The organism is Bradyrhizobium sp. LTSP849, assembly GCF_000938255.1.
In the GTDB taxonomy this organism is placed as follows: domain Bacteria; phylum Pseudomonadota; class Alphaproteobacteria; order Rhizobiales; family Xanthobacteraceae; genus Bradyrhizobium.
Window position 1 is genome coordinate 552,595 of record NZ_JYMR01000052.1, and the last position, 15,434, is coordinate 568,028.

Genomic DNA, 15,434 nt, shown 5'->3' on the forward strand with positions numbered 1-15,434 from the left:
CGTGAGCAAGGCAGGTCGGCGTTGCGGTCGGGGTAAAATCCATGGCTTTCGAATTCCTGATTGATAACCCGCTCATAATCCTGCCGGGGCGCGAGATCAAGGCGCATCCTCAATGACTCGCTCGCGATGCCTCACGAACTCGTTGATGGACGCCTCGATGGGGGCGCGATAGAGGCCAACAAAACCCCGTGTCTCCATAAAGAGGCCAACGCGTGACCGGCAGGCCAAACAACGCCCTCGCCCAACTGCTGCAACAAGCCTTCATGGCGCTGCGCGCCAAGCAGTTCGACGTTGCAAGGCAGCTTGCAACCGAAGCCCTCAAATCAAATCGCTCGGACCGGAACGCGGTGCTGATCCTGGCGCATGCGCTCATTGGACTGGGCCGTGCGGACGAGGCGGTCGTGCCGCTGGAAAAGGCTGCGCGGCGTAGTAGCGATCCGGAAATCGAGACGCTGCTCGGCCACGCGCTCTGCAATTCGCGGCGCAGCGTGGATGGCATCGCGCAACTGCGCCGCACCGCGGGCCGGCGCCCGCCTTATCTGCCCGCCTTTCAGGAGCTGGCCGGCCAGCTCGCGAACGGCGGAGGGGTCGGCGATGCAATCGGGATCATCGCGGACGCTCTCGCACTCGCCCCCGCCAGCATCGACCTGCAACTCGACCTCGGCCGCATGCATGTGCGGAACAACAATCGGCCAGAGGCCCGCCGCGTCCTGGCTGCTGCGCGCGCCACCGCGCCGGGGCGCACCGACATCCTGACCGAGCTCGCCTGGGCCCAGCTTCTGGACGGCGCCTATGCGGATGCCGCCGACACCTACCGTCACGCGCTCGGGCTTCGCCCGGACGACGCGCTGTCGCGCGCCAATCTCGCGATCTGTCTCATGGAGATGGGCGAGCGCGACGGCGGCGAGGCCGCGCTGCGTTCGGTGTTTCGCGGACGGCCTCACATGCTCGGCCGTGCCGCCTTTGCGCTCGCCGCCTCGTCGCACGGCCGCTTCTTCTTCCGGCCGAGCGCAGCCGCGAAATTTCTGGAACGCGAGCGCGCAGCTAAGCCCTGAATTTACGGCGGTACAAGCCCGGCTCGCGCTTCAGCGCGGCGCGCAATGCATGGACCTGCTGCGTGTCTTCCTCCGTGAAGGCGGAGGTCTGCCGGGTCCAGTCCTCGCGCTTGACCGGAATGCACTGCGCGATCGGCGTGCCCTTGGGTAGCACGCCGCGAAAGCTCGTGTTGTGCCAGTGCGCCGGAAAGTGGATCCAGGTGTCGCGATAGCGATCGCAATCGACCAGGCCACTCAGCGTGGTGAAGGGCAGATCAAAGCGGTTGACGGGATGCGTGAAGAATAGCGCGTAGCCTTCCGGCGCTTCGATGGTCCAGAGGTTGTGGAACTTGATGACGAAGCGGTCGGCCTCGAACAGCGGCGAGCCGGTGAGCTGGCCATGGTCGTGAAAACTGATCGGCGAGCGCGGAAAATCGATCTCGCCACCCGATGGAATGTCGTTGTCCCAGATGATCTCGCCATCCTCGACCCGGAGATCACAAATCAGCGGGATCAGAAAGCCGCATGTCATCGCATCGATGAAGGGCGGGCATCGCTTGATGGTCGCGTCGTCCTGCTGGTTGAGGGCGCTGAAGGCCGTCGTCGGCATCGCCTTGAGCCAGTCGGGAACGCCGAGGTTTGCCGGGACCGGCTGCGGCAGCAGTCCTTCCAGCTCTTTGGGGCAGCGAAATCTGATCGCGAGCTTGTTGTTATTGGTCTGCGAGGACATTGGGCATTCCGGCCAAGTCCTCTCCTGATAAACGGAAACTGCCGCGCGTCAAAGCGTCGCAGCAGCTCCGGACCATTACATCTTCGTCATGTTGGGAGCAGCACTGTGGCGCAGCGCAGCTACGCAGCCAGCCTGTCGAACTGGACTTTCCCCGCCTTCATCACCAGCGGAATGTGTTCGCCCTGCCCGAGCAGGCAACTCACGTCACGCAACGGGTTGCCGTCGACCACCAGCAAATCCGCAAGAGCCTCAGGCGCGATCCGGCCGAGCTTGCCCTTCATGCCGAGCACCTCGGCCCCGATCACCGTCGCACTGGCGATGACCTCGCGCGCTCCCTGAATTTCGGCGCGGATGCGGAATTCGTCGCTCTGGAGGCGCTGGGACGGCCCGAGCAGATCGCTGCCATACCCCATCTTCACCCCGGCCTTGCGATAGATCTCGAGCGAGCGCAAGCCAGCGTCGCGCACGTCGGCGATCTTGGCCACGCTCTCCGGCGGCAGGCCGTATTGCGCGCCCTCATTGGCGAGCGCCTCATAGGTGATGAGCGTCGGCACCACATAGGCGCCCTTCTCGGCCATCAGGCGCGCGGTCGGCTCGTCGACGAGGTTGCCGTGCTCGATGGTGCGCACGCCGCAGCGGACCGCACGCGCGATGGCTGCGGCAGTGTAGGCATGGGCGAGCACATAAGTCTGGCGCCCCTGCGCTTCCTCGACGATGGCGCGGATCTCGTCCTCGGAGTAGCCGAAGGCGCCGACCGGATCGGTCGGCGAGGCGACGCCGCCGGAGGCCATGATCTTGATCTGGTCGGCGCCCATCTGGAGCTCCTCGCGCACCGCCTTGCGCACGCCGTCGACACCGTCGGCAACCCGCGCCAGCGCACCGACGCGCACGCAGCACGGACAGACAGAATCGCTGGCCAGATAGTCCGAGCGAGCCCGACCGTCGCCATGCCCGCCGGTCTGGCTAAGGGCACGACCGGAGACGAACAGGCGCGGCCCCTCGGTCAGGCCGGTGTCGATCGCCTCCTTCAGAGCATGGCCCGCACCACCGGCATCGCGCACTGTCGTAAAGCCGCGCCGCAGCATGCCTTTCAGAAGCAGCGTCGAGCGCAACGTCACCAGCACGTTCGGCATGCGCGCCTGCTGCGCCAAATTGAGCTCGATGGCGATGGCATGCACGTGCAGGTCGATCAGGCCGGGCATCAGCGTCTTGCCCTTCAGATCGATCGTCCGGTCAGCGGACGCTTGCAATGGCCGGTCCGAGACCTCCTTGATCAGATTGTTCTCGACCAGCACGTCATGGCCCGCCAGCAATTCCGGCTGGAGCGGGTCGAGCAGAGCGGCATTCTTGAAGAGGATGCTGGGCATGGCGGTCTCCTGTCAGGACTGGGCCGGCGCAAGAAGCGCCGGCAATGCGAGCTGGGCGAAAGGCAGACATGCGGCAACATCGTCCTCGCCGTACCAGCACGCTTCGTGGAGCAGATTGAGCGAGCCGAGCGTCCGTCCGCACCAGCGCACCGGCATATTGAGCACGCTCGCGCAGCCGAGCGAGGCGATCAGCTCGTGATCGGAGAACACGTTGCGCAGATCATCCTGCGTCCGGCCGATATAGGCCTCGCCTCGGTCGAGCACGGCCTCAGTCCACGGGCCCGTCGCCAGGCGCTTGCGCCCACCCACGGGATAGGATGCAGGAAGATTGGAATAGACCCGCGCGGCTTCGCCGGTGCCATCGTCATAGGTCAGGACCGTGAACAGCTTGTGCCCGATCGCCGACTTCAAGGCATCGTCGAGCGCCGCGAACAGCGCATCCGGCTGATCCGCCCTCCCCTGCGCAGCCGCGACGGCGCAGAGCAAGGGATCAGTATGACGCTTGGTCCGAGTCACGCAACTTCACCCGCCGCAATCTCTTCCAGCGAGCGGCCGCGCGTCGGCACACCCATCAGCACGACGGTGAGCGCGCCAAGCAGCAGCACGCTGGTGGTGAGGCCGAACACACCGGCAAAGCCGAAATTGGGATAGAGGTAGCCGACCAGGATCGGCGAGACGATCGCGCCGATCCGGCCGATTGCGGAGGCGAGCCCGGCGCCGGTGGTTCTGACCGCCGTCGGAAACACCTCGGCGGTATAGGCGTAGACGCCGGCATAGGTTCCGTTCATGAAGAAGGACAGCAAGATTCCTGCCAGCATGATGTGCTGGTCGTTCTGCGCGAAGGCGAGCCCGAGCGCGCTTGCGCCGCCGAGCACCATGTAGGTCGCAATCGTCGCTTGCCGGCCGATGCGCTCGTTGAAATAGGCAGCGCTGAAATAGCCGGGAATCTGCGCGCAATAGATCGCGATCGAGTAGGCGAAGCTCTTGGTGATGCTCATGCCGTTCTGGACCAGAAGGCCCGGAATCCAGACGAAGAACGAATAATAGCTGAAGGTGATCGACAGCCACATGATCCAGGTCATGATGGTGATGCGCGCCTGCCGGCCGGCCAACAGCGCCGAGAAATTGGCCAGCAGGTTTCCGGTCTTTGCTGGCATGGCGGTCACTTCGGGGACCGGTTGCGGCAGGACATGGCCCCCGCGTACGAAGCCGGCCTCGATCCGGTCCAGAACGGCTTCCGCCTCCTTCTCCCGCCCGCGGCTTTCCAGCCAGCGCGGCGATTCCGGCAGCGCCCGGCGCCACCACAGCAGCATGACGACCGGCACCGCGGTGATGACCAGCACGATACGCCAGCCGTTATCGTAAGAGGGAACGATGAAATAGCCGAGCAAGGCGGCTGCGACGAAGCCGAAGGAGAAGAAGCCGGCGAGCGAGCCCGTGAAGCTGCCGCGGTAACGCCGCGCCACGAACTCCGCCAGATAGGGCGCGATGATCGCGCTCTCCGCGCCGGTGCCCATGCCGGCGATGATGCGGGCAACGAAGAAGGATGACCAGGTATCCACCATCGCGCTGACGATGGATGCCGCGCAATAGAGCGCCAGTGCCGACATCATCACCGCGCGGCGGCCGATCAGATCGCCCAGCGTGCCGGCAAGCAGCGCGCCGAACAGGAAGCCGATATAGGTACTGCTGCCGAGCACGCCGATCTGTACGCTCGACAAATTCCAGGCCGTGCGCAGCACCGGCAGGATGAAGGCGAGCACCGCCGCGTCCATCGCGTCGAACGTGTAGCCGAGCCCGCCCATCAGCAGCAGGTGCGTGTGGAAACGCGCGAACGGAAGGCGCTCGATGCGCGCCGATATCATAGACATGAAAGTCCCCCTCGATTCTCACGGCCCCGGCGCGCCGCGTGTCGTTCGGGAGGGAACCATAGACAAAGTGACATTATCGTCATAATTTATAATCATGATCTAATATATCACCACGGTGAATGTGGATGTCGTTCCGCGCGCTCGACCTCAACCTCCTGAAAGTGTTCGAGGCGCTGATGACCGAAGGCAGCGTCACGCGCGCCGCGAGCGCGCTGACGATGACGCAGCCCGCCGTCAGCAATGCGCTGGCGCGGTTGCGCGACGCGCTCGGCGATCCCCTGTTCGTGCGATCGGGCACCGGGATTCGTCCCACCCAGCGCGCCGTGGTGCTGTGGGAGCCGATTGGTGAAGCCCTGGAAAGCGTGCGCGGCGCGCTCGACGAGCAGGTGTTCGATGCCGGCCGCGCCCAGATCGAGTTCACCCTGTCGATGTCCGACTATGTGGCCTCGCTGGTCATGCCGAACCTCCTGAACCATCTCGGCGAGATCGCACCCAAAGCGCGCGTCCAAACCGTCCCCAACACTATCCTGGAGATCGCCGATCAGCTTGAGGATAATCTGGTCGATTGCGTGCTGAGCGTATACGTCAACGAGGCGCAGCAACCGACTGCCATTCGCTCACGCTCGCTCTGGACGGTCGACTATGCCTGCTTCATGCGGCGCGGCCACCCGCTCGCGGCCAAAAAGCGGCTGAGCACGCGCACATTCCTCAACGCGAGGCATGTTGACGTGACTTTGGCCGGGAAGCGCATGCCGTCTTACGACCTCTTCCTCGCCTCGCGCGGGCTCGCGCGCAATCTGGTCGCGACCGTCAATCATTACAGCGCCGCCTACGAGATCGTGCGGCAGTCCGATCTCATCGCCGTGCTGCCGAGCGATCTCCGCTCGCAGTCGCGCCATGCGCCGTTCCTGCAAGCGATGCCGCTTCCGCTCCAGGCGCCGGCACGTATCGTCAGCCTGTTCTGGCACCAGCGCAATGACACCGTGCCCGCGCAGCGCTGGCTGCGCGAGACCCTGGTCGGGATGTTCGCCAGATCGGACTGACCGGGTCAGCCCTTCAGCGCGGTGACCACCACCTCGATCAGCGCGCTGCCGCCGAGATCGGCGACACCGACGGTGGCGCGGGTCGGCAGATCGTCACCGAAGAACTCGGTCCAGGCCGCGTCCATCTCCTTCTTCTTGGAAAGATCCGTGACGAAGATCGACGCACTGACGATTCGGGTCTTGTCGGTCCCCGCTTCCTTCAGATAGCCGGCGATCTTGCCGAGAATGTTGCGGGTCTGGTCGCCCATGGACACGGACGTGTCGTCGGCGATGGTGCCACCGACGAAGACGAAGCCGTTGGCTTCGACGGCGCGGTGCATGATGGGCGTGCGGACGCTGCGGGTGATGCTCATGATGTCCTCGTGTTGCTAAAGCGTGGAAGGATGGAAGCGGTCGATGCCGAGATCGCTGACGCGCGTCTGGGTGCCGCCGTTGACGATCAGCTCCGCCATCACGGCGCCGGCGCCGGGGCCGAGCTGAAAGCCGTGCAGCGAGAAGCCGAACTGGTGATAGAGGCCCTTGTGACGGCTGCTCGGGCCGAACACGGGAATGTCGTCCTTCATCTTGGCCTCGATGCCGGCCCAGGCCCGCATGATCGTCGCATCGCGCATCACGGGAAACAGCTCGAACACGGTGCGGGCGCTGATCGCGAGGCTCTTCCAGTCCAGCACGGTCTCGTTGCGATCCTGATAGGGCGTTGCGAGATGACCGCCGCCGATCAGCACGGTGCCGTTCTTGAATTGCTTGAAGGAAAGCTTTCGCCCGCGCAGGATCACGACGGGATCGATGAAGTGCGGCACGCGCGAGGTGATCATCAGCATCGGCGCCACGGTCTCGACCGGAACGGGCTCGCCGAGCGCGGCGGCGATCTTGCCGGCCCAGGCACCGGCGGCATTGACCAGCACCGGCGCGGCAAAGGTCTCGATGCCGACATCGACATGCCAGAGGCCATCGCTGTAGCGGATGTTGCTGGCGGCCACGCCCTCACGCACGGTGGCGCCGAGCTGCTCGGCCTTGCGGCGGAACGCGGTCGTCGTCTGCGCCGGATTGGCGGCACCGTCGCGGCGTGAGACGACGCCGCCGGGACAGGTCTCGGAGACAGCAGGCACCAGCCGCTGCAACTCGGCCCCGTCGATCAATTCCTCATGAGTGAAGCCGAGCGCGTTCAGCTCGGCGACGCGTGCGCGGCAGACGGCGAGTTCTTCTTCGTTTTCCGCGACCAGAACCTGACCGTAGCTTTCAAAACTGCAATCGTCATCGACGAGCTCTGAAATCTTCTCCCATATCCCCATCGAGCGGATCGAGAGCGGGATCTCGGGAATGTGCCGTGCCAGTTGGCGCACGCCGCCGGCGTTGACGCCCGAGGCGTGCCGGCCGGCATAGTCCTTCTCGATCAGCACCGGCTTCAGGCCAGCGAGGCACAGATGCAGCGCGGTCGAGCATCCGTGGATGCCACCACCGACGACGATCGCATCCACATTTTTCGTCATCCGCGCACCACGGCCTTGATGTCGTCCTCGCTCTTGGGCACGGCGGCGAGCTCGGCGAGCGTGATCGGCTTCACCGGCGCACGCAGCCGGTAGTAGCCGATCTCCTGCGGGGTCTTGCCCCGCGCCTGCGCCATCAGCTCGGTGACGGTGAGGCCGCAGAGCCGGCCTTGGCACGGCCCCATGCCGGTGCGGCGATAGGCCTTGAGCTGGTTCGGCCCGGTCGCGCCGATCGCGACGGCATCGAGAACGTCCTTGGCCGTCACCTCTTCGCAACGACAGACGATGGTATCGCCTGAGGGAATGCGGAACTGCGGCGACGGGCGGAACAGCGTATCGAGGAAGACGCGGCCGCGCTCTGCCTTGCTGAGATCGGCACGCAATGCCGCCATCGACGGAAGCTTCGCGCCAGCCGCAGGCGCCAGTGCCTCCACTGCCGCGCGCGCCGCGATGCGGCCGCGCACCACAGCCGCATTGGCGCCGCCAATGCCGGCGCCATCGCCGGCGATCGCGATGCCCGCGATCGACGAATTGCCGCTCGCATCGAGCACCGGCGACCAGCACAGTTGCAGATCGTCCCAGCGATGCTCGATTCCGGCCGACATCGCCAGATTGACGTTGGGCACGACACCCTGATGCAGCAGCAGAAGATCGGCAGAAATAGTCTCGCGCTTGCCGCCGGCTACATAGCTCACGCTCGCGAGCTGGCCGTCGCCAGAAGCGGCGAGCTCGGTGACGCCGGAGACGACCTGCACTTTCGCCTTCACCTCCCGCATCATCGACAGGCCCTTGGCAAAATAGGGCGAGGTCAGGAACGCAAAGGCATGCGGCAGCGCGGCGAAATAATTGCCGCGCTCGGTGGTGTCGAGGATGCGGTCGATCCGGCCGCCGAGCCGCAAGATCTGCGCGGCGAGCAGCCAGAGCAGCGGCCCCTGCCCCGCGATCACCGTGCGCCCGTCCGGAACAAGAGCCGACGACTTCAACATCGTCTGCGCGGCACCCGCGGTCATCACGCCCGGCAGCGTCCAGCCGGGAATCGGAAACGGCCGCTCCAGCGCGCCGGTCGCGAGGATCACGCGCTTCGCCTTGACGAAGGCCGAGGCGCCGCCGACGGAGACGGCAATGTCGAGGTTGCGGTCGAGGCTCCAGACCGTGGCGCGCTGGATGATTTCGGCGTTGCTCGCGCGTAGCGTTTGCACGAGATCGGCACCGACCCAATAATCCGCACCGAGCTGGTTGCGGTCGGTTACCGGCGTCGAGGCGACGGCACGAAACACCTGGCCACCGGGGCCGATGTTCTCGTCGAGCAGCAGCGTCGACAGGCCGGCTTCGGCGGATGTCGCAGCGGCGGCAAGGCCTGCGGGCCCAGCGCCAATCACCACGACGTCGTAGGCTTCGCGCTTGGGAGCCATGGTCATTTCCCGATCTCCCGCTTGCCCTTCTGGATCTCGACCTGCATGCCCTCAGTAACAGGCACGAGACAGCCCTGGCGATTGCCGACGCCGTCGATGGTGACGAGGCAGTCGAAGCACACGCCCATCATGCAATAGGGCAGCCGTGGCGCACCGCTCACCGCAGTCGAGCGGCGCACGTCGTAGCTCGATGCGAGCAGCGCAGCGGAGACGGTGTCACCCTGCCGCGCCGCCACGGCAGCGCCGTCGACGAAGATCTGCACCTGTGGGCGTTTGTCCTGTTCGGATCGTCTAAACATGGGATGCCTCTTGGCTCCTTGATATCTCTAATAGCCGCTGTTGTTCGCTGTGCCCGCTCCGCCGAAGCGGCCGGCCGAGAACGCGCCGACCAGCTCCGGCTCGAGCGCGCCTTGCGCAACCATGCGCGCGATCTCGAAGGCGTGGTTGGACGCGAGCGTCACGCCGGAATGGCAGCAGGCGACGAAGGCGCCGGGATGGGTCTCCGACTGGTCGTAGATCGGAAAGCCGTCCTGCGGCATGACGCGGATGCCGGCCCAGCTCCTGACGACGTTGAGCCGCGCCAGATGCGGAAACATCTTTTGCGCACGATCGGCCATCACGCCGCTGATCGAATGCTTCAGCGCGCGATCGTCGAGCTCTTCCTCCTTGCTGTCGCCGATCATCACCGTGCCCTCGTCGGTCTGGCGGATCGTGGTAAGCGGATGCGGCAGGAATGGCATGGTGCGTTCGGTCACCACGACCTGGCCACGGGTCGGACCCATCGGGGCATACAGACCGACCATCGGCGCCAGCGTCTGGTTGGCATTGCCGGCCGCGAGCACGATCTTGGCAGCGCGAAGCTCGCCCTTCGGCGTGGTCAGGCGGAATTCGCCGCCGCTCTTTGTGATTGCGGAGACCGGGCGCTCCGGAAAATAGTCGATGCCGAACGCCTTGAAACCGGTGTGGAACGCACGGAACGTGCGCAACGAATTGACGTGACCGTCGAGTGGACAAAAGCTGCCGCCGGAGACTTCCGGCCCGATCAGCGGCAGCGACTTCTTCACTTCGGATGCGGAGAGCATCTCCATCTTGTAGTCGGCGGCGCCGGTCTGATTGTGCATGCGCTTGACCAGCTCGGTGCGCTGGCCGAATTCGTCCTCGCCGAGCGTGAGATGGAAGCCGCCGTTCTGCTGAAGCGAGACGTCAAGACCGGTCTGCTGCTTCAGCTCCGACGCGAGACGGCCCCACGCCTGCGACGCCTGCACGGTCCACACCGTGTAGGCCGGCATACCCAGCCCCTTGCTCTGGACCCAGACCAGCGCGAAATTCGCGCGCGAGGCGCGCTTGGTGATGTCGCCCTCGTCGAGCACGGCGACGCGCTTGCCGAGCCGGCCAAGGCCCCAGGCAATCGCAGAGCCGAGCAGTCCGCCGCCGACGACGGCGACGTCGTATTCTCCTGACATAAGTTCTCCTATCGTCCCGTATCGCCCTTGCCGGCGAGCACGCGGTCGAGCCCGTAGAAGCGATCGAGCAGAATGAGGGCGGTCATGGTGATCGCGATCACGCAGGCCGAGACCGACGTCACCAGCGGATCGATGTTGTCCTGGATGTAGAGGAACATGCGCACCGGCAACGTTTCGGTGCCGGGTGCCGCGAGGAAGACAGTCATGGTCAGATCGTCAAAGGACTGGATGAAGGCGAGCGCCCAGCCGCTGATGACGCCCGGCAGGATCAGCGGCAAGGTCACGCGACGGAACAGCGTCCAGCCGCCGGCACCGAGCGAGACCGCCGCCATCTCGACCGAGAGGTCCATGCCTGTCGCCGCCGCAAGGGTCAGTCGCAGTGCGAACGGAAACACGATGATGACATGCGCGATGATCAGCGCCGCAAAGCTGCCGCTCAATCCAGCCGAGGTGAAGAAGCGCAGGAAGGCGATGCCGAGCACGACATGCGGAATCATCAGCGGCGACAAGAACAGCGCCGCAAGTGCATCGCGACCTCGGAAACGATAGCGCGCGATCGCCAGCGCCGCCGGCACCGCGAACAGCAGCGCGACGAAGGACGACAGCGCGCCGAGCCCGAGGCTGACCCAGAAGGCGTGGATGAATTCGGGATAGTTGGCGATCGCCCTGAACCAGCGCAGCGAGAAGCCGTTGGTCGGCAGCGACAGGAAACCCTCGGGCGTGAAGGCGACAAGGCACACGACGAGGATCGGTGCCACCATGACAATGACGAAGATGGTGTGGAAGATCAGCGCGAGCGGGCCGTTCCGTCTCATCGGAATACCTCGGCATAGCGGCGCTCGATCAGCGCGTTGCTGCCGACCACAATCAGCACCAGCGCGACCAGCAGCAGCGTCGCGACCGCCGCACCCAGCGGCCAGTTCAGCGTATTGAGGAATTCATCATAGGCGAGCGTTGCCGCGACCTTGAGCCGGCGGCCGCCGATGATCGCGGGCGTCGCAAAGGCGCTGGCCGACAGCGAAAACACGATGATCGCGCCCGACAGCACGCCCGGCATGATCTGCGGCATGATGATGCGGCGGATAATCGTGATCGGGCCTGCGCCGAGCGACAGTGCCGCATTCTCGATCTGCGGATCGAGCCGTTGCAGCGCCGCCCACACCGACAGCACCATGAACGGCATCATCACATGCGCGAGCGCGACCACCATGCCTGTTTCGGTGAACATGAAGGGAATGGGCGATCGGATCAGCCCGGCCGACATCAAGAGCTTGTTGACGAGGCCATTGTTGCCGCCGAACAGCAGCGCCCAGCCGAGCGTGCGCGCCACCACGGAGATCAGCAGCGGCCCGAGAATCACGAGCAGAAAAATGCTCTTCCAGCGGCCGCTCATGCGATTGAGGATGTAGGCTTCAGGCGCGCCCAGCACGGCGGTGAGCACTGTGGTCAGGATCGCAACTCGAAACGTCCGCCAGAACATCTCTGCGTAATAGGGATCGGTCGCGATCTCCCGCCAGTTCTTGAGGATGAAGACCGGCTCGATGCCCTTGTACTGGCCCCAATCGTGGAACGACAGCATCACGGTCATCGCCAGCGGAATCAGCAGCACGCCGACGAACAGCATCAAGGCGGGCGCCGTCAGCGCCCACGGCGCACGCGCGTTGCGCTCTTCGGCGGCCGCGCTCATGCGACGCCCCTCACGCTCATGTCCTGCGGTCGCCACGTGAGGCGAACGGCCTCGCCTTCGGCCGGCTGCCTCTCGCCATCATTCTGGCGGATCACGATCGCCGGCCCGCATTCGCTGTCGCACTGGAACAGCCAATGATTGCCTTGGAAGATGCGCGTGACGATTTTGGCGTTGAGACCCGCATCGCCAAACCCGATCCGCTCGGGGCGAATGCTGACGGTGACGGGACCGCTGAGTCCCGCCGGTGCCGGTGCGCTCCAGGAGCCCGCGGCCAGCCGCGCGGGCGTGGCGGTCCGATCGATCGTCGCGGCAAAATCGTTGGTCTTGCCGAGGAATTGCGAGACGAAGGCCGAGGCCGGCTTCTCATAGGTTTCCTGCGGCGTGCCGATCTGCTCGATCTTGCCCTGGCTCATCACCACGATGCGGTCGGACAGCGACATCGCCTCGTTCTGGTCGTGGGTGACGAGAATCGTGGTGGTGCCGATGGTGCGCTGGATCTGGCGCAACTCGATCTGCATCTCCTCGCGCAGCTTTGCGTCAAGGTTCGACAGCGGTTCATCGAGCAGCAGCACGCTCGGCTTGATCACCAGCGCCCGCGCCAGCGCCACGCGCTGCTGCTGGCCGCCGGACATGCGGCGTGGATGACGGTCCTCAAAGCCGGCAAGTCCGACCATCGCCAGCGCAGCGCGGACGCGCTCGGTCCGCTCGCTGCGCGTCACCTTGCGCATCTCCAGACCAAAGGCGACGTTCTCCGCCGCGGTCATGTGCGGAAACAGCGCGTAGCTCTGGAACACGATGCCGAGCCCGCGCTTGGCCGGATGGATCGCGGTCAGGTCCTTGTCCTCCAGCCGGATCGCGCCGCGCGTAGGATCGAGGAAGCCCGCGATCATCTGGAGGGTCGTGGTCTTGCCGCAGCCGGAGGGGCCGAGGAAGGAGATGAACTCTCCCTTCCCGACCGCCAGACTGAAGTCGTCGACGACAGTCTGCGCCCCGAATTGCTTGGCGACCCGATCGAGCTCGAGATAGGCCATGGCTCTGTCTCCGCTGCGAACGATCAGATCAACGCTCGACCTCGCGGTTCCAGCGCTTGGTCCACTCCTCGCGCTTGTCGTTGATGACGGTCCAGTCCGGATTATAGAGCTTGGCCGCGCGCTCGCCGATCGGGGCCATCTTGCCGAGCTCCGGCGGCACCACCATCGATTTCAGCACCGGGCCGTAGCCGTAATCCCTAAGCATCACGAGCTGGATTTTCGAATCGAGCAGCATCTTGATGAAGTTGCCCGCGAGCGGCGAGGCGTTCGGCTTGGTGATCGGACACGCCGTCGTCAGCAGCGTCGCGGCGCCTTCCTTCGGATAGACGAAGTCGACAGGGAAGCCGGTGTTGGCAAAGCTCTGCACGCGGCCGGTGCCCCACACCGCGATCACGGCCTGGCCGGACTGGAACAGCTCGGTCATCTTGCCCGGCGACGGCTCATAGGCCAGCACGTTCGGATTGATCTCTTCCTTGAAGATCTTGAAGCCGGAATCGACGTTGGCCTCGCCGCCGCCGTTCATCTTCGACAACATCACCAGCGCTTCGAGACCATAGGTGTTGTTGATCGGCGGGACGACGAGCTGCTTGGCGTATTTCGTGTCCTTCAGGTCGTTCCACGAGGTCGGCGGCGCCCAGCCCTTCTCCGCAAACACCTTGGTGTTGTACATCAACCCGGTGGCGACGATGCCGATTGCGACCGCGCGATCATCCTTGAAGCGGGCGGTGTCGTAGAGATCGGCCGGCAGGCTGTCGAGCTTGCCGCAGAAGCCGAGCTGGATCGCCTGGTACATCGGACCGTCGTCGACGATGGCGACGTCGATCTGCTGGTTGCCCTTCTGCGCCTGGAGTTTTGCCAGCGTGTCGGTGGAGTTGCCGGCGACGTACTCGACCTTGACGCCGTTTTCCTTCTCGAAGGTCGGGATCACCTCGTCGCGGATGGTCTTCTCGAAAGAGCCGCCATAGCCGGCGACATAGAGCGTCTTTTGCTGGGCCGAGGCGGCCGAAATGCCGGCGACGAGCGCCGCGAGGCTGACCGCTGTCAGAAGGCGAAAAGTCTTCATGTGGTCCGATCTCCAATACCAGAATGAGGTGACGTGCCGACAAATCTCCGGCTGAAGCGCCTTCCGCATTTCCTTCCGCGCAAATCCTCTCCGGACAGGGCTCCGGCCCCTGCTCGGCAGGTTTGGCGCGATCCGGAGGTTCGAACCCCTCCAATCTGCCGAAAAAGCGGGCTGTCTTCAGCTCTGATGAAAAAGATCGCAAACCGGACCTTCCATCGTCCAATGAATAATGGCACCCTCTGCATGCCTAAATGTTATGATTGGACTTTGGATGGTGCGGATCAATTCGCGGCAGGTAGAGGCCTTCCGCGCGACAATGCTCACGGGCAGCGTGACCGAGGCGGCGGCGCTGATGACCGTGACGCAGCCGGCGGTGAGCCGGTTGCTACGCGATCTCCAGGCGCTGTTGAAGATGGAGCTGTTCGAGCGGCGCGGCACCGGTCTGGTGCCGACCGCCGCAGCGATGGCGCTCTATACGGAAGTGGAGCGTTCCTTCGTCGGCCTCGAACGCATCACCGCGGCGGCCGAAGAAATCCGTGGCCGCCGCACTGGCTCGCTGCGGATCGCAGCACTGCCGGCGCTGTCGAACGGCTATTTGCCACGGCTCACCGGTCACTTCCTGAAGGAGCGGCCCAATCTCAACCTCGCCTTCTTCGGCGTGATCTCGCCGATCGTGGTCGATTGGGTGCTGAACAATCAGTGCGACGTCGGCTTTGCCGAGGTACCGATCGCGCATTCCGGCCTGCCGAGCCAGAAGCTGCCAGCACCGGCGCGCGTCGCCGTGCTGCCGACCGGTCATCGCCTCGCAGAAAAGGAAGTCTTGGAGCCGCGCGACTTCGAGGGCGAGACCTTCATCTCGCTGTCGGCGGCATCGGCGAGCCGGCACCTCGTCGATCAGGTCTTCCACCGCCACGATGTCCGCCGCGTGCTGCGGGTCGAGACCACGCTGTCGGAGATCATGTGCGGCATGGTGTCGTCGGGGCTTGGCGTCGCAATCTGCGATCCCTTCACCGCGCAGGAATTCTCCACCCGCGGCGTCGTGGTGCGCCGCTTCCTGCCGCGCATCGACTTCGAATTCTCTGCGGTCTTTCCGGCCCAGCGCAGCCCCTCGCCGGTGGCGCTGGATCTGGTCGAGACGATGCGCAAGTCGCTTGCGGAGTTCGACGATCAACCGGCCCTCATCCGTTGAACGCCGCCTGCAACTCCCGCATCCCGAACGTAAGTAACACTGAAAAATCTACGGGGC

At 64.9% G+C, this 15,434-nt stretch carries 16 protein-coding genes; 3 read left to right on the forward strand and 13 right to left on the reverse strand.

Annotation, left to right across the window (positions count from 1 at the left end; all coding sequences use genetic code 11):
- Nucleotides 1–212 precede the first annotated feature (212 nt).
- Nucleotides 213–1,055 (forward strand): tetratricopeptide repeat protein, encoded by an 843-nt coding sequence (locus UB31_RS33380; protein WP_245306111.1) that lies wholly within the window; start codon nucleotides 213–215, stop codon nucleotides 1,053–1,055.
- Here the strand turns inward: UB31_RS33380 and UB31_RS33385 are convergent.
- From UB31_RS33385 to UB31_RS33400, 4 genes are all read right to left on the reverse strand, one after another.
- Complete coding sequence (locus tag UB31_RS33385) at nucleotides 1,045–1,764, reverse strand: hypothetical protein (RefSeq protein ID WP_045002677.1); 720 nt, start codon at nucleotides 1,762–1,764, stop codon at nucleotides 1,045–1,047. The genes UB31_RS33380 and UB31_RS33385 overlap by 11 nt on opposite strands.
- Before the next feature lie 119 nt (nucleotides 1,765–1,883).
- On the reverse strand, nucleotides 1,884–3,131 hold the full coding sequence (locus UB31_RS33390) for a metal-dependent hydrolase family protein (RefSeq protein WP_045013869.1): 1,248 nt from the start codon (nucleotides 3,129–3,131) through the stop codon (nucleotides 1,884–1,886).
- 12 nt (nucleotides 3,132–3,143) lie between these two features.
- Entirely contained in the window at nucleotides 3,144–3,647 is a 504-nt protein-coding gene (locus tag UB31_RS33395) for a GAF domain-containing protein (protein WP_045002674.1), read from the reverse strand.
- Nucleotides 3,644–5,002, reverse strand: coding sequence for an MFS transporter (locus UB31_RS33400; protein ID WP_045013870.1), 1,359 nt, complete (start codon nucleotides 5,000–5,002; stop codon nucleotides 3,644–3,646). Before UB31_RS33400 ends, UB31_RS33395 begins: the two co-directional genes overlap by 4 nt.
- Nucleotides 5,003–5,121: 119 nt before the next feature.
- On the opposite strand from UB31_RS33400, the gene UB31_RS33405 reads away from it, so the two are divergent.
- A complete protein-coding gene (locus tag UB31_RS33405) occupies nucleotides 5,122–6,045 on the forward strand; it encodes a LysR family transcriptional regulator (protein WP_045013871.1) in 924 nt (307 codons plus the stop codon).
- Between the two features lie 5 nt (nucleotides 6,046–6,050).
- Here UB31_RS33405 and UB31_RS33410 read toward each other — a convergent pair whose 3' ends face one another.
- From UB31_RS33410 to UB31_RS33450, 9 genes are read right to left on the reverse strand one after another with little or no spacing between them, the layout of a single operon-like run.
- A complete protein-coding gene (locus UB31_RS33410; RefSeq protein ID WP_045013872.1) occupies nucleotides 6,051–6,398 on the reverse strand; it encodes a RidA family protein in 348 nt (115 codons plus the stop codon).
- Nucleotides 6,399–6,413: 15 nt separating this feature from the next.
- Nucleotides 6,414–7,535, reverse strand: a complete 1,122-nt coding sequence (locus tag UB31_RS33415) for an NAD(P)/FAD-dependent oxidoreductase (protein ID WP_045013873.1) — start codon at nucleotides 7,533–7,535, stop codon at nucleotides 6,414–6,416.
- Complete coding sequence (locus UB31_RS33420) at nucleotides 7,532–8,950, reverse strand: FAD/NAD(P)-dependent oxidoreductase (RefSeq protein ID WP_045013874.1); 1,419 nt, start codon at nucleotides 8,948–8,950, stop codon at nucleotides 7,532–7,534. Before UB31_RS33420 ends, UB31_RS33415 begins: the two co-directional genes overlap by 4 nt.
- A complete protein-coding gene (locus tag UB31_RS33425; protein ID WP_045013875.1) occupies nucleotides 8,947–9,243 on the reverse strand; it encodes a (2Fe-2S)-binding protein in 297 nt (98 codons plus the stop codon). The genes UB31_RS33420 and UB31_RS33425 overlap by 4 nt, the downstream gene beginning before the upstream one ends.
- A gap of 27 nt (nucleotides 9,244–9,270) precedes the next feature.
- Nucleotides 9,271–10,407, reverse strand: a complete 1,137-nt coding sequence (locus UB31_RS33430) for an NAD(P)/FAD-dependent oxidoreductase (RefSeq protein WP_045013876.1) — start codon at nucleotides 10,405–10,407, stop codon at nucleotides 9,271–9,273.
- Nucleotides 10,408–10,415: 8 nt separating this feature from the next.
- Complete coding sequence (locus UB31_RS33435) at nucleotides 10,416–11,222, reverse strand: ABC transporter permease (protein WP_045002666.1); 807 nt, start codon at nucleotides 11,220–11,222, stop codon at nucleotides 10,416–10,418.
- Nucleotides 11,219–12,094 (reverse strand): ABC transporter permease, encoded by an 876-nt coding sequence (locus UB31_RS33440; protein ID WP_045013877.1) that lies wholly within the window; start codon nucleotides 12,092–12,094, stop codon nucleotides 11,219–11,221. Before UB31_RS33440 ends, UB31_RS33435 begins: the two co-directional genes overlap by 4 nt.
- On the reverse strand, nucleotides 12,091–13,125 hold the full coding sequence (locus UB31_RS33445; protein ID WP_045013878.1) for an ABC transporter ATP-binding protein: 1,035 nt from the start codon (nucleotides 13,123–13,125) through the stop codon (nucleotides 12,091–12,093). The genes UB31_RS33440 and UB31_RS33445 overlap by 4 nt, the downstream gene beginning before the upstream one ends.
- A gap of 28 nt (nucleotides 13,126–13,153) precedes the next feature.
- A complete protein-coding gene (locus UB31_RS33450) occupies nucleotides 13,154–14,188 on the reverse strand; it encodes an ABC transporter substrate-binding protein (RefSeq protein ID WP_045002663.1) in 1,035 nt (344 codons plus the stop codon).
- A gap of 271 nt (nucleotides 14,189–14,459) precedes the next feature.
- Here UB31_RS33450 and UB31_RS33455 point away from each other — a divergent pair, with 271 nt between their 5' ends.
- Nucleotides 14,460–15,377 carry a LysR substrate-binding domain-containing protein gene (locus tag UB31_RS33455; protein WP_045013946.1) on the forward strand — a complete coding sequence of 306 codons (918 nt, stop codon included), beginning with the start codon at nucleotides 14,460–14,462 and terminating at the stop codon, nucleotides 15,375–15,377.
- Nucleotides 15,378–15,434 lie beyond the last annotated feature (57 nt).